Annotated in this window: 11 protein-coding genes and 2 riboswitches; of the genes, 5 read left to right on the top strand and 6 right to left on the bottom strand. The window is 51.8% G+C overall.

What is annotated here, in order from left to right; genetic code table 11:
* The first annotated feature begins 13 nt into the window (after positions 1-13).
* A riboswitch (cobalamin riboswitch) is annotated at positions 14-229 on the top strand.
* A gap of 123 nt (positions 230-352) precedes the next feature.
* Positions 353-1,327, top strand: coding sequence for a ribonucleoside-diphosphate reductase small subunit (locus tag DZC79_RS07370; protein WP_118950906.1), 975 nt, complete (start codon positions 353-355; stop codon positions 1,325-1,327).
* Positions 1,328-1,438: 111 nt separating this feature from the next.
* Positions 1,439-3,799, top strand: coding sequence for a ribonucleoside-diphosphate reductase subunit alpha (locus tag DZC79_RS07365; protein WP_118950905.1), 2,361 nt, complete (start codon positions 1,439-1,441; stop codon positions 3,797-3,799).
* A gap of 97 nt (positions 3,800-3,896) precedes the next feature.
* Here DZC79_RS07365 and DZC79_RS07360 read toward each other — a convergent pair whose 3' ends face one another.
* A complete protein-coding gene (locus tag DZC79_RS07360) occupies positions 3,897-4,394 on the bottom strand; it encodes an acyl-CoA thioesterase (RefSeq protein ID WP_118950904.1) in 498 nt (165 codons plus the stop codon).
* A gap of 96 nt (positions 4,395-4,490) precedes the next feature.
* Positions 4,491-5,087, bottom strand: a complete 597-nt coding sequence (locus DZC79_RS07355) for a TetR/AcrR family transcriptional regulator (protein WP_118950903.1) — start codon at positions 5,085-5,087, stop codon at positions 4,491-4,493.
* A 293-nt stretch (positions 5,088-5,380) separates the two neighbouring features.
* Positions 5,381-5,523, top strand: a riboswitch (cobalamin riboswitch).
* Between the two features lie 157 nt (positions 5,524-5,680).
* Between DZC79_RS07355 and metE the strand changes: the two genes are divergently transcribed.
* The 3 genes from metE (at position 5,681) to DZC79_RS07340 (ending at position 8,681) form a co-directional block, all read left to right on the top strand.
* A complete protein-coding gene (metE, locus tag DZC79_RS07350; protein WP_118950902.1) occupies positions 5,681-7,978 on the top strand; it encodes a 5-methyltetrahydropteroyltriglutamate--homocysteine S-methyltransferase in 2,298 nt (765 codons plus the stop codon).
* Between the two features lie 80 nt (positions 7,979-8,058).
* Positions 8,059-8,301 carry a cysteine-rich CWC family protein gene (locus DZC79_RS07345; protein ID WP_118950901.1) on the top strand — a complete coding sequence of 81 codons (243 nt, stop codon included), beginning with the start codon at positions 8,059-8,061 and terminating at the stop codon, positions 8,299-8,301.
* A complete protein-coding gene (locus DZC79_RS07340) occupies positions 8,298-8,681 on the top strand; it encodes an acyl-CoA thioesterase (protein ID WP_118950900.1) in 384 nt (127 codons plus the stop codon). The genes DZC79_RS07345 and DZC79_RS07340 overlap by 4 nt, the downstream gene beginning before the upstream one ends.
* A 17-nt stretch (positions 8,682-8,698) precedes the next feature.
* Here DZC79_RS07340 and DZC79_RS07335 read toward each other — a convergent pair whose 3' ends face one another.
* Genes DZC79_RS07335 through DZC79_RS07320 form a run of 4 tightly spaced genes read right to left on the bottom strand, consistent with a single transcriptional unit; the run spans position 8,699 to position 13,466 of the window.
* The gene (locus DZC79_RS07335) at positions 8,699-11,290 is read right to left on the bottom strand and encodes a DUF5686 and carboxypeptidase-like regulatory domain-containing protein (protein ID WP_118950899.1); all 2,592 of its coding nucleotides are present in this window, start codon (positions 11,288-11,290) and stop codon (positions 8,699-8,701) included.
* Positions 11,238-11,627, bottom strand: a complete 390-nt coding sequence (locus DZC79_RS07330) for a GtrA family protein (protein ID WP_157976990.1) — start codon at positions 11,625-11,627, stop codon at positions 11,238-11,240. The genes DZC79_RS07335 and DZC79_RS07330 overlap by 53 nt, the downstream gene beginning before the upstream one ends.
* Positions 11,628-11,667: 40 nt before the next feature.
* On the bottom strand, positions 11,668-12,111 hold the full coding sequence (locus DZC79_RS07325; protein ID WP_118950898.1) for a phosphatidylglycerophosphatase A family protein: 444 nt from the start codon (positions 12,109-12,111) through the stop codon (positions 11,668-11,670).
* Positions 12,112-12,140: 29 nt separating this feature from the next.
* The gene (locus DZC79_RS07320) at positions 12,141-13,466 is read right to left on the bottom strand and encodes an inositol-3-phosphate synthase (protein ID WP_118950897.1); all 1,326 of its coding nucleotides are present in this window, start codon (positions 13,464-13,466) and stop codon (positions 12,141-12,143) included.
* Positions 13,467-13,619 lie beyond the last annotated feature (153 nt).

The following is a 13,619-nucleotide window of genomic DNA, read 5'->3' as shown; positions in this document are numbered from 1 at the left end:
ATTTTTTCAGAACCATCTTTGTATTGCATTAGGTTGATTTGTTTTCAAATTCTGCTGAAAACGTCTCATCAAAAGGGAAGTCCGGTTCAGAGCCGGCGCTGTCCCCGCAGCTGTAAGTAGCTCCTGAATGGGATGATCGTTTTGCACAGGCCACTGATACCATAGAAACGGGAAGGCGCAAAAGGAAACGACTACAAGCCAGAAGACCTGCCTCAATGCTTACAATCATTTTTGCTTTCGGAGGAAAAGCGGTGCTTTATCATCTTCCTGTCTTTGATCAACAGAAACAGGAACGTTTTGCTGACCCCGCCATTTTCTCCCGGAGCATATCGCTGGAAAAAATAAATGCAATATGCAGATCGAACCTATACTTGAAGACAATAAAGACCGCTTTGTCATTTTCCCCATCAAGCACGATGACATCTGGCAATTTTACAAAAAAGCGGAAGCCAGCTTCTGGACTGCGGAAGAGGTGGACCTCTCTCCCGACCTCAACGACTGGAACAATAAGCTGAATGCCGATGAACGCTATTTCATCTCGCATATCCTGGCCTTTTTCGCAGCCAGCGACGGTATCGTGAACGAGAACCTGGCCATCAACTTCCTGCAGGAAGTACAGTATCCCGAAGCTCGCTGTTTTTATGGCTTCCAGATCATGATCGAGAACATCCACTCGGAAATGTACTCCCTGCTGATCGACACCTATATCAAAGACAACCAGGAAAAGGACCGTCTGCTGCGCGCCGTCGATACCATTCCCTGCGTTCAGAAAAAAGCGGAATGGGCTTTGCGCTGGATCCAGCAAGGAACTTTTGCCGAGCGCCTGATCGCCTTCGCCGCAGTGGAGGGTATCTTCTTCTCCGGCAGCTTCTGCTCTATCTTCTGGCTGAAAAAACGCGGTCTGATGCCCGGCCTTACTTTCTCCAACGAGCTGATCAGCCGTGATGAAGGCCTGCATTGCGATTTCGCCTGCCTGCTGTACCAAAGCCATATCATCAACCCGCTGCCGGAAGCTACGGTAAAAGATATTATCAGCAATGCTGTGGAGATCGAGAAAGAATTTGTCCGCGATGCGCTCCCGGTAAGGCTCATTGGCATGAATGCCGACCTGATGTGCCAGTATATTGAGTTTGTCGCCGACCGCCTGCTCGTGGCCCTCGGCTGCTCCAAGATATGGCATGCCACCAATCCTTTCGATTTCATGGAGCTGATCTCCCTGCAAGGCAAGACCAACTTCTTTGAAAGACGTGTGGGCGAATACCAGAAGAGCGGCGTAGCAAATAAAGATAAAGGCTCATCTTCTTTCTCGCTGGACGAAGATTTTTAGAAATTGTGTTGAGTTGTGAGTAATGAGTAGTAAGAACCCCAATACCCAATACCCAATACCCACACTATAAACCCCATTACATAACCCCCATCGACTAAAATACCTCCACATATGTTTGTAATTAAACGCAGCGGCAAGCCGGAAGCCGTACACTTCGACAAGATCACCTCCCGTATCATGAAACTGAGCTATGGCCTCCAGGTGAGCTCGGACGACATCATCGAGATCGCAAAAAAGGTGATCCAGGGTATTTACAACAACGTTACGACTACGGAGCTGGACAACCTGGCTGCAGAAACCTCTGCTTCCTTTACCACCCAGCATCCCGACTTTGCCGTGCTTGCGGCGCGCATTGCCGTTAGCAACCTGCACAAGAATACCCGCAAATCCTTTTCCGAGGTGGCGGAGATCCTGTACAACTATATCGACCCGAAAACGAACGAGAAGGCGCCGCTGTATTCCGACGAGGTATATGACATCGTGCAAGAGAATGCTGACCGTATCGATTCGGCTATTATCTACGAAAGGGATTATCACTTCGACTATTTCGGATTCAAGACCCTGGAGCGTTCCTACCTGCTGCGTACCGACGGGCAGATCACCGAACGCCCCCAGCATATGTTCATGCGCGTGGCCATCGGCATTCACAAGAACGATATCGACGCAGCCATCGAGACCTACAACCTGATGAGCGAAAAGTGGTTTGTGCATGCCACACCCACCCTGTTCAACGCCGGTACGCCCAAAGCGCAGATGTCTTCCTGCTTCCTGCTGAGCATGAAAGAGGACAGCATCGACGGTATCTTCGAGACCCTGAAGCGCTGCGCCGTGATCTCGCAGAGCGCAGGCGGCATAGGCCTAAACATCCACAACATCCGCGCCACTGGAAGCTATATCAAGGGCACCAACGGCGTGAGCAACGGCATTATTCCCATGCTGCGGGTATTCAACGATACCGCACGTTATGTAGACCAGGGCGGCGGCAAGCGTAAAGGCGCTTTTGCCATTTACCTGGAGACCTGGCATGCCGATATCCTCGACTTCCTGGAGCTGCGCAAGAACCACGGTAAAGAAGAAATGAGAGCCAGGGACCTGTTCCCCGCACTCTGGGTTTCAGACCTGTTCATGAAACGTGTGGAAGAGAATGGTGACTGGGCACTGTTTTGCCCCAACGAAGCACAAGGCCTGGAAGAGCTGTATGGCGCTGCATTTGAAGAACGCTTTATCCAATACGAACGGGAAGGCCGGGCGCGGAAAACGATGCCCGCCCGTGAGCTGTGGAACGCTATCCTGGAAGCGCAGATCGAGACCGGAACCCCTTATATCCTGTACAAGGATTCGGCCAACGAAAAGTCCAACCAGAAGAACCTGGGTACTATCAAGTGCTCCAATCTCTGCACCGAGATCATCGAATACACTGCTCCCGATGAAGTAGCGGTATGCAACCTGGCTTCGATCTCCCTGCCCCGTTTTGTTGACGGCAAGGCTTTCGACTTCAAAAAGCTGTACGAGATATCCAAGATTGTGACCCGCAACCTCAACAAGGTGATCGACGGTAACTACTACCCGCTGCCTGAGGCCGAAAACTCCAACAGGCGCCATCGTCCCATCGGCATCGGCGTACAGGGCCTGGCCGATGCATTCATGCTGCTGCGCCTGCCTTTTGAAAGCGAAGAGGCCGCGCTGCTGAACCGCGATATTTTTGAGACCATTTACTTCGGTGCCATGGAAGCGTCCATGGAGCTGGCTAAGGAACATGGCGCTTACGAAACGTTCAAAGGTTCGCCGCTGAGCGAAGGACAATTCCAGTTCGACCTGTGGAATGTAACGCCTACCGATCGCTGGGATTGGGATAGCCTGCGCAAGGAGGTCATGCAATACGGCGTGCGCAATTCCCTGCTGCTCGCACCCATGCCCACCGCTTCCACTTCACAAATCCTGGGTAACAACGAATGCTTTGAGCCTTATACCAGCAATGTGTACAATCGCCGCGTACTCTCCGGTGAGTTTGCGGTAGTAAACAAGCACCTGCTGAAAGACCTGATCGGGCTGGGGCTCTGGAACGACAGCATGAAGAACAGGCTGATCGCCGAGAACGGCTCTGTACAGAATATTGCGGAGATTCCCCAGGAGCTGAAAGACATCTATAAAACCGTATGGGAGATCAAGCAGCGTACCATTATTGACCTGGCAGCCGACAGGGGCGCCTACATCTGCCAGTCGCAATCCCTGAACCTGTTTGTGGATCAGCCCAACTTTGCCAAGCTGACCTCCATGCATTTCCACGCCTGGCGCAAGGGTCTGAAGACCGGTATGTATTATCTGCGTACCAAAGCGGCTGCCGATGCCATCAAATTCACGGTTGACGTTGCTGCGCTTAACCGCCCGCAGGTGGAAGCACAGGCTCAGCAGCAGAGCGAGATCGCCTGCTCGCTCGATAACCGCGACGAGTGCCTGGCTTGCGGAAGCTAAGTTTTTTTGAATAGTTATAAAGGCCCCTGGCCTTAACCCGAAAGTCCCCGGCATTGCCGGGGACTTTTTTGTTCGGACAAACCGATACAGCAGAGCGCTATACGCGCGGCGCTTCCTTCTTAAAAGCGGCCACTACGGCTTTCAGGCGGAGATCGTAGCCCGCGCTGACGTTCACATCATCAACAGCGATCGACTGTGCAAAGGCCATAAATTCTGCGGGATGCTCCTGCCGCTTGCCGGACTGGATGTTCACCGGGATAAATTTTGTCCAGAGCAGCGCCTTCAGCTGCGTCTGTGCTTCGTTCGTCATCTGCATCTCTACCAATAGACTCTCCGTGTCTGCGCCGATCAGCATGCTGCTGATGATTACCTGTTCCCGATAAGCTGCTGGTTTCAGGTAGGTGATCTGGTGCCCGCCCACCAGCCAGCTGAGCCCTTGCTGGTAATAATCGGCCAGGCTGAGCTGGTAAGCCTGCAGCAGGTGATCTTCCCGCGCCTGCAGGAAATAATCGAGGTACCGCGCATTATTCAAATGACCGAAGGGGTCACAATCGGCAAAACGGATACCGTAGCCGGAAGAAGGAATCTTATGCATAGTTAATTAATTTAAAGACCGATCGGTCTGTTTTTATTAAAAAAAACAGGATTGCCGTACGGAAACCCTTTGCTTAAGCGGATTGCGGCTGAAAAATCAAACGACAAAACGCTGTTCTACTTCTTTCTTTAAATGCCTCAGCAGCTTGTTCAGGATACCGGGCTGATCGGAGAGCTTGCTCATCATAATGCCTCCCTCTATGATGCTGTAGATGAGCATTGCTTCCTGCCGGGCATCCAGCTCCGGGTCGAACTCCCCGGTATCGATGCCCCTCCGGATAATGTACTGCAGCGATCCCAGCATTTCCTGCATGGCAGCCGCCGCTTTCTGCTTGAGAAAAGGTAGCTGATCATCCGTTTCCACGGCGGTATTCAGCACAGGGCATCCGCCGGGGAACAGTGGATTTACGGTATAATTATGATAAAATTTAAAGATCGCCTGCAGCTTGTCCTGCGCCGATCTTTTGCTCAGCACCCTGGCCCTGATCGCCGCCAGCACCGCCCGGTAGGCATAATCGAACACTGCCGCTGCCAGCTCATCCTTGTTCTGAAAATTGCCGTAAATGCCCCCTTTCGCCAGACCGGTCGCATCCAGTATGTCCTGCATCGAGGTACCGGCATAGCCTTTCCGGTTGAATACCGGCGCCGCCCGTTCCACAATCATTTGTCTCGTTCTTTCTGCTTTGGATAACATCAATACAAATATAGACCAATCAGTCTTATTTTCAAAATAATTCAGAGATCAGATGTTAGACATTAGGTGTTAGATACCAGAAGTTGGAAGTTTTGGGTTGGGGATACTTCGCACTTAATACCAGAGATACTTGATTCTTACCGTCTTGATTAATACCTGTTTCCCCGGGCGCTCAGATCTGGAAACCGGAAATTAGATTTTCGAAATTGGCAATTGTACTGTAAACTTTGATTTGGAATTTATTGCTTAGGCTCCTTATATTTGCCCCGTTGCTCCGCCAACATTGTTCTTTATCATATTTTCTCATAGCCTGGCGCCCTTTGGTAAAACCGTTACCGGAAGGGATTAAAAAGGAACCGTGTGCAATTCACGGGCTGTCGCGCAACTGTGATCCCGCAAGGGAGAGTCAGATACTTGCCTGCTATGTTTGGTTCATGCTTTCGCGATCTGAAGCTATGGCGCCGACGAAAAAGAGCAGACCCACCTGTCCATAAGGCAACCTACAGGTTGTTCCTGTCTCTTCGTCTTTCCCCTATCTTACTCTTCGCAAGCATATCGCAACCCTGTTTATTCATCTTTAAAAGCGATAACGCATGTTACTCAACAACCTGGGCTACCCGCGCATTGGTGCCCGACGCGAACTAAAAAAAGCCTGCGAACAATATTGGGCAGGCGAGATTAACCGGGATCAGCTGTACGATACAGCGCGCGAGCTGAGCCGCAGGCACTGGCAGATCCAGGCTGACAGCGGCATTGACCTGGTACCCTGCAACGATTTCAGCTTTTACGATCATGTGCTCGACATGAGCCTTACCCTGGGCGTTATCCCCGAGCGCTATACACCGGTTCTGACCAATGTGAAAGGCAATACGGAGCTCGATCTTTGTTTTGCTATGGCCAGGGGCTATCAGAAAGACGGCTTTGACATCACTGCCATGGAAATGACCAAATGGTTCGACACCAATTACCATTATATCGTGCCCGAATTCCAGGCGGAGCAAACCTTTCAGCTCTTTTCCCAGCGGGTGTTCGAAGCATTCAACGGCGCCAGGGAAACATTGGGCCGTGTGCCTAAACCCGTTTTGATCGGCCCGGTGTCTTTCCTGCTGCTGGGCAAGGAGAAGGGAGCGGGCTTTGACCGAATCGATCTGTTGCCCCGGCTGCTGCCGGTATATATCAGCCTGCTTAGCCGGCTGGCCGACTATGGTGCGGACTGGGTGCAGCTCGATGAGCCGATGCTGGGCCTGGATCTGCGGGAACAGGATAAAAAAGCTTTCGTAAGCGCCTACCAGGCCATCAAAAGAGCATGCCCGCAGATCAGGATCTTACTGACCACCTATTTCGAAGGACTAGAAGAGAACATGCCACTGGCGCTCAGCCTGCCGGTCTGTGCACTGCACCTGGACCTGGTGAGAGCGCCGCAGCAGCTGGAAGCCGCGCTTGCGGCCATCCCCGAAGAACGCATACTTTCGCTCGGCCTGATCGACGGGCGTAATATCTGGAAGAATGATTATGAGCAATCGCTGCAGCTGCTGCAAACCGCACTGGAACACATTGGAGCGGACCGCATCATGATCGCGCCTTCCTGCTCCCTGCTGCATAGCCCCGTGGACCTTAGCCTTGAAACCAGGTTGCCCGAAGAGATCAAAGACTGGATGGCCTTTGCACAGCAGAAGCTGCAGGAGCTGAAAGCGCTGAAAGACATTGTCAACGGGGATACCGCTTTGCTGGAAGCGCGCTGCCAGAGCATTGCCCGGCGCCGTGCTTCACCCCTGATCCATAAGGAGGCCGTACAGCAAAAGACCGCGGCGATCACTGATGCCGATGCCCGACGGCAACAAGCCTTTCCCGGCAGACAGGTATTGCAGCAGCAGGCCTTCGGGTTGCCGCTGTTTCCCACCACAACCATAGGCTCCTTTCCCCAGACGGCAGCTATACGGCAATGGCGGCAGCAATGGAAGAAAGGTCAGCTGAGCACAGCACAGTATGAAGCGCTGCTACAGGAAGAAACGGAACGCACCGTACGCCTGCAGGAGGACATTGGCCTGGATGTGCTGGTGCATGGGGAGTTTGAGCGCAACGATATGGTCGAATACTTCGGCGAGCAGCTCGAAGGGTTTACCTTCACTCAAAACGGATGGGTGCAGAGCTATGGCAGCCGTTGTGTGAAGCCGCCGGTGATCTACGGCGATATCAACCGTCCGGGCGACATGACCGTTGCCTGGAGCCGCTACGCCCAATCCTTGACCGATAAGCCTATGAAGGGCATGCTTACCGGACCGGTAACTATATTGCAATGGTCCTTTGTAAGGGATGATCAGCCGCGTGAAGCGACGGCCAACCAGATCGCGCTGGCGATAAGGGAAGAAGTGCTGGCCCTGGAAACGGCCGGCATCCGTATGATACAGATCGATGAGCCGGCTATAAGAGAAGGGCTCCCTTTACGCCGCCACAAGCAGGACCATTACCTGCAATGGGCAGTAAAGGCTTTCCGCATTGCCGCGGGCGGTGTGCAGGACAGCACGCAGATCCATACCCACATGTGCTATTCCGAATTCAACGACATCATCGCGCACATCGCTGCAATGGATGCCGACGTGATCACCATCGAGACCTCCCGTTCCCAGATGGAACTGCTGGAAGCCTTTGCCACATTCAGGTATCCCAATGAAATAGGGCCGGGTGTGTACGATATTCATTCACCCAGGGTACCTTCGATAGCAGAGATGAGCGAGCTGCTGCAGAAGGCTGCGGCTTTGCTGCCGGCAAAGAACCTGTGGGTAAATCCCGACTGCGGGCTGAAGACCCGCAACTGGCCCGAGACCGAGACGGCGTTGCGGCATATGGTCGCCGCAGCGACGAAAGCCCGCGAGATGGTGCCGACCGCCTGACAACACGGCTCCGGCACTTTCCTGACGGAAAGCGCCGGAGCTATACTCCTCTTAATTTCCAACCGCTTAACTTTGCCGGTATGCCCTGTCATGAAACCAAATATTGCCCGCGCTGCAATGCCCCCTTTGAATGCAAAGTGGGCAATGTGACCGAGTGCCAATGCAGCGGCATCAGCTTCAAGGATACCGAGAAGGACTATATCGCCCGCCGCTATGCCGATTGCCTGTGCCGCAAATGCCTGCTGGAAATCCGCCATGAGATGCGCGTCGAGACCTTCAATGAGAAACTAAACCAGATTTTTCCTCCCACACAAAAGCAATGACCTTAGAACAAAGAATCCTGGATTCGGAAACCCGTATTTTTAAAGCCGTTTTTCCCAACAATACCAACCATTACGATACCCTATTCGGCGGCACGGCCATGCAGCTGATGGATGAAGTCGCCTTTATTGCCGCTACGCGTTTCACCCGCAAAAAGGTAGTGACAGTATCCTCCGACAAGATCGACTTTAAAATGCCTATCCCGGGCGGCACCATTATCGAGCTGATCGGCAGGGTAACTTATATCGGCACCACCAGCCTTAAGGTGAAGGTGGATATCTACATTGAGGAAATGTATTCGGTAATGCGTGAAAAAGCGATCACCGGCACTTTCACTTTCGTCGCGATCGATGAAAACAAAAGGCCGGTGAAGATTGCCTGATCAGGCGAATCGCTTTTCTAGAAATCGAAGTTGATCCTGGCCCGGACACCCAGGTCGGAAATATAAGGATGATCCAGGTAGGAGAGGCGTTTCACCAGGTCGACCCGGAACAGGTTAAGAATATTCTCCACGCCTACGCTCACTTCCATATAAGGCTCCTTTTCGAGCGAATAGGTAGTTGTGCGTCCGTACTGGTCGACGGGGAAGCGGAACAGGCCCGGGTCGTTCTGAGGCCGGTTCTCAGCCCGTACGCCGCCATACAGCAGCTTGAAGGTGGCCACCTCACGCAGCTTCAGCTTTTTGAACAGGGGTATTTTGTTAAAGATAAAGCCATACATGTGGTAATCGATATTCAGGTTGACATAACGGTCGCTCACAAATTCCAGGAAGTTCATCAGCGAGTAGGCCTGCAGTTGGTAGGCATAGGTCTGGTTGGCTTTGGCGATATCCAGCAAAGGATAAGGTACTTTTCCGAAAATATAGCCGCCGCCGATAATCACGTCGGCCAGGCCCAGCTGCGATAAATAAAAACGCTTATAAATATTGCCCCTGATGGCCTGGTAGTTGTATTGCCCGCCAAACAAGCCTTTCACGCCGGCGTTAAAGCGCACGGTAATGATGGGATAAGCATTGGGAATGGGTGTGCGGTATAGCTTGCGCTGGAAGAACTGCTCGTGGGGCGCCCAACGCCATTCCAGCCCGACTTCGGAGTTGCGGTACGATTGCACGGTATCTTTCAGGCTGCCGTCGGCATAGATAAAGTCGAGGCCGCCGGCTGCTTCCTGCTTCTGGTTCTTGTACTGCGCCCTTACGCTCATATGGTCGCCGAATTCGTATACATACTCCAGTTTTAAGATGTCGTTATACATCCACTTATCATTGATGCCCCGCTTGAAGGAAAGCAGCAGGTTGTCCTCTTGTACAAACTGCAGATCCTGGCCGGGAATGCTCGTTTCCCGCTGGAAGCTGGCCCTGAAATAATTCAGGGGGTAGGTGTAGATGCTCTTATTGTTGATCGAATAAGTACCGCCGAGGTAGAACTTCCAGCGCTCATCCTTGAAACCGTAAGCGCCGTATGCCTCGGTATAGAAACGCTTGCTGAACTGGGTAGTGGTACGGCCACCGAAACGCAGGCGGAAGCCTTCGACCGGGTTGAAGCTGTAGAAAGTGCTCAGGGGGCCTATTTCTACGGGACCGTTTACATTATAACCGGCGAGGAAGGTAGTACCGATCCACATCAGCGTCTTGAACGACTTCATGTTGTTGAGGCTGTCCATGTTGCGGTAGGTATTCGCCTCCACGGCAGAGAGCGAGTCCGGGCGGTTTTGCAGCCAGTAATCGTTGCTGTGGTTGAGCGAGCTGTCGGCCCTTACGGTCTCCTGCCCTTTGAATATACTGTCGGCGATACGATCGGTCATGTTGAAGTTACGGATCGTTACCGAACGCTCTCCGAAGAGTCCTTTCTTACCCTGGAACAAGCCAAAGTTCACCAACAGATTGCTTTTGGAAGGATGGTAGCGGCCGTCAGCGCTGCGTTCGAAGTCCAGTGTAAGGTCCAGGCTGGTCACCCAGTTCAGGTTCACATCTTTGTTTACACCCAGCACCGCTTTCTGTACGGCGTAATTGCCGTCGAGCGTGACATACAGCTTACCCTGGAAAAGCAGGTCGTTCTTATTGCGCGGAAACAAAGACAGCTCCACCAGCTTGATCCCATCGGCAGATACGGTATCGGTAATATAGAATTTGTAAAAAGTGGGCGACATATCGGCAATAGGACTCAGGAAGGAGTTCGTCACTACGTAGACATTATTTTCATAAAGATCTACATCCTGGTACAGGTGCTTGAGATAAGTCGTAATGCTTTCGTTGTTGATATAGCGCTCGTCGAAATTGATGCGCTTGGTCGCCGTTATGATCACCTTTTTCTTTTCCGGGCTCTTACGGAAGTACTTCTGGGAAATATTTTCTTCAAGGTAAACCGGCAGCAGCGCCTTACCGGCGATCTTGGTAGTATCTACATTGTCCAGCACAAACTTATACTTCCGGAACAGGAAATTCTTCTTGATGGCTTCGGGCGTATTGTTGATGGCCACCTGCATCTTTTCGTATTCCTGGTAGGAAACATAGTCATAATGTTCCATCCGGTTCTGCTTCTTATGCTCGATCACCCTGCGGATGAGCTCTACGGCAGGATTATTCTTGTTACGGTATTTTTCTTTCTTGGGCTTGATCACTACTTCGTCCAGGGTCTTGTTGCTTTCCTTCAGTGATATATTGATCGTCTGTGTCTGCCCGATCACGAGGTCGCGGGTCTCGGTAATATATCCCAGGAAGGTGAATTGTATTTTAGCGGCCTGCTCAGAGGTCTGCAGCTCGTAATTACCCTGCACATCGGTAGTGGTGCCAGAAGTTGTTCCTTTGATGGCCACGCTCACAAAGGGCATAGGATCGCCCGAAGTCGCATCCTTTACAGTGCCGCGAACAATGGTCTGCGCCCATCCCTGCACCTGTCCGGCAATAAGCAGCAGCAATACCAGCGCCAGCCATTTGCCGGTCTTAAGCCCTTTGCTGTCGCTGCTTTCTGAAAACAAAAAATTTCTGAAGTACATAATTATAACCTATGCCTACGAGCAATGATATCGCGATCTTGGATATCCAATCCTCTAGTTTGATGATTTCGGTGAACACATACACTCCGCCGGCATTAAGCAGGAGATTACCGGCCCACACGATGATATATTTTAATGCCTGCCAACCTGCCCCGTTCTCCTTAGACGAAAAAACCCAGTTCCTGCCCAGCAAGAAATTGGTAATTCCGCCGGAGATATTGCCGACCACACTGGCTGCAAAAAACCACTCGAGCAGTTGCTTGCCAATAAAAGTGACCCCAAAGTCAACCCCGGTCGAGATCAGCGACGAGGCCTGGGCTTTTAAGAAAGTTCGCATTACCGTGATGAGCGGTTGTCCCGGCAGTTTAAAAAAACAATTATTTAAAAAGAACGACAATGATCTGCAAAAGGATGTTGGCATATATACCTGCCAGCACATCGTCCAGCATCACGCCCCAGCCGCCTTTGAACGCTTCCATCCTGCGGATGTAAAGCGGCTTGGCGATATCGAAAAAGCGGAACAGCACAAAGCCGGTGAGCAGCCACTGCCAGTCAATAGGAATGAACAGCACACTGATGAACATACCGGCCACCTCGTCGATCACGACCCGGTAGCTATCCTTGCCCCAGTCTTTCTCCACCACATTGCCGGCCCATACGCCCAGCAGGGTGATAGCCAGGGTAAGCACTACCTGCCATACAAATAATGTGCCATAGTTATGGAACAGGAGCCACCATACAAATGCAGCAAAGGCGGCAGCAACCGTACCACCGCCTTTGCGTATATATCCTATTCCGAAAATAGAAGCGATCCATTTCATTAATGAAGCTGCTTAATGCTTGCGCCGGTTTAGAGGGCCTCTACCAGGTCCTGGTAGTAATCGAGGCCCAGGTGCGTAATGAGGTCTTCGCCCATAATGTGGCGCAGCGTATTCTGCAGTTTGATCAATTGCTTGAAGATGTCGTGCTCGGGCTTCAGGCCTTCGGCAGTTTGCGGCGACTTGAAGTAGAACGACAGCCACTCCTGGATACCGCTCATATTGGCGCGCTGGGCCAGGTCCATGAACAGGGCCAGATCGAGTACGATAGGCGCTGCCAGGATAGAGTCGCGGCACAGGAAATTGATCTTGATCTGCATAGGATAGCCCATCCATCCGAAGATGTCGATGTTGTCCCAGCTTTCTTTGTTATCGCCGTGAGGCGGGTAGTAGTTGATCCGTACTTTGTGGTACAGCTCGCCGTACAGCTCAGGATTATGCTCGGGCTGGAAGATCTCCTCCAGCACGCTCAGCTTGGATACTTCCTTGGTCTTGAAGTTTTCGGGATCGTCCAGCACCAGGCCGTCGCGGTTGCCCAGGATATTGCTGGAGAACCAGCCGTTCACGCCCAGGGCACGTGCAGCCAGGCCGGGGGCTACGATGGTTTTCATCAGGGTCTGACCGGTTTTGAAATCTTTACCGGCAATGGCCACGTTCAACTCTTTGGACAGCTCTACCAGGGCGGGGATATCGCAGGAGAGATTGGGTGCGCCATTGGCAAAGGGAACGCCCATCTTGATCGCGGCATAAGCATAGACCATGCTGGGCGCGATACGGGGGTCGTCGTTCTTCATCGCTTCTTCAAACAGGGCGATATCGTTGTGGATATCGGCCGGCTCGATATATTTTTCTGTAGAAGCGCACCACACCATTACCAGGCGCTCGCAATTGTTCTGCTCTTTAAAGTTGCGGATATCTTCCATCAAAGCCAGGGCCCAGTTATATTTGGTATCCTTTGCCTTGATATGGGTACCGTCGAGGTTCTTCACATATTCGTGGTCGAATACAGCCTTCATCGGCTTGATCTGCTCGAGCTCGGTTTTGATCGCATCCAGCTGGTGCTGCTGCAGCACTTTGGCATTCGAAGCGGCTTCGTACACGTTGTCGCTGTACACATCCCAACCGCCGAAAACGATATCTTCCAGTGTAGCCAGGGGCACAAAATCCTTGATCTTGGGGTAACGGTTCTCGGTACGCTTACCCAGGCGGATATTGCCGAGCTGGGTCAGGGAGCCGATCGGCTTGGCAATACCTTTTTTTGTCGCTTCCACACCGGCAATGAAGGTAGTGGCTACGGCGCCCATACCGGGTATCAGCACACCCAGCTTACCTTTTGCTGCTTCGATTTGATAATCCATTGTATTCTGTTTTGTATGTAAATTGTATAAAGGCTAAAATGAAAAGCGTCAATTAATGCCGCAAAGATAATAACAATTACCTAATTTAAACAAACGTTTAATTAATTTTTTCAATTGGCTTATTCCTTTTCGTTGTATTCCCCAACGATTGTA

Source organism: Taibaiella helva, from assembly GCF_003545695.1.
Classification (GTDB): Bacteria; Bacteroidota; Bacteroidia; order Chitinophagales; family Chitinophagaceae; genus Taibaiella; species Taibaiella helva.
Note: the sequence above shows the minus strand (reverse complement) of the source record. Positions and strands in the feature narration are given on the sequence as shown.

What these genes read in the sequence shown, in the direction of transcription:
- DZC79_RS07370 (WP_118950906.1), top strand. Translation starts at nt 353, where the DNA reads ATGCAGATCGAACCTATACTTGAAGACAATAAAGACCGCTTTGTCATT.
- metE (WP_118950902.1), top strand. Translation starts at nt 5,681, where the DNA reads ATGTTACTCAACAACCTGGGCTACCCGCGCATTGGTGCCCGACGCGAA.
- DZC79_RS07340 (WP_118950900.1), top strand. Translation starts at nt 8,298, where the DNA reads ATGACCTTAGAACAAAGAATCCTGGATTCGGAAACCCGTATTTTTAAA.
- DZC79_RS07355 (WP_118950903.1), bottom strand. Translation starts at nt 5,087, where the DNA reads ATGTTATCCAAAGCAGAAAGAACGAGACAAATGATTGTGGAACGGGCG.
- DZC79_RS07330 (WP_157976990.1), bottom strand. Translation starts at nt 11,627, where the DNA reads ATGCGAACTTTCTTAAAAGCCCAGGCCTCGTCGCTGATCTCGACCGGG.
- DZC79_RS07325 (WP_118950898.1), bottom strand. Translation starts at nt 12,111, where the DNA reads ATGAAATGGATCGCTTCTATTTTCGGAATAGGATATATACGCAAAGGC.
- DZC79_RS07335 (WP_118950899.1), bottom strand. Translation starts at nt 11,290, where the DNA reads ATGTACTTCAGAAATTTTTTGTTTTCAGAAAGCAGCGACAGCAAAGGG.
- DZC79_RS07360 (WP_118950904.1), bottom strand. Translation starts at nt 4,394, where the DNA reads ATGCATAAGATTCCTTCTTCCGGCTACGGTATCCGTTTTGCCGATTGT.
- DZC79_RS07320 (WP_118950897.1), bottom strand. Translation starts at nt 13,466, where the DNA reads ATGGATTATCAAATCGAAGCAGCAAAAGGTAAGCTGGGTGTGCTGATA.
- DZC79_RS07365 (WP_118950905.1), top strand. Translation starts at nt 1,439, where the DNA reads ATGTTTGTAATTAAACGCAGCGGCAAGCCGGAAGCCGTACACTTCGAC.
- DZC79_RS07345 (WP_118950901.1), top strand. Translation starts at nt 8,059, where the DNA reads ATGCCCTGTCATGAAACCAAATATTGCCCGCGCTGCAATGCCCCCTTT.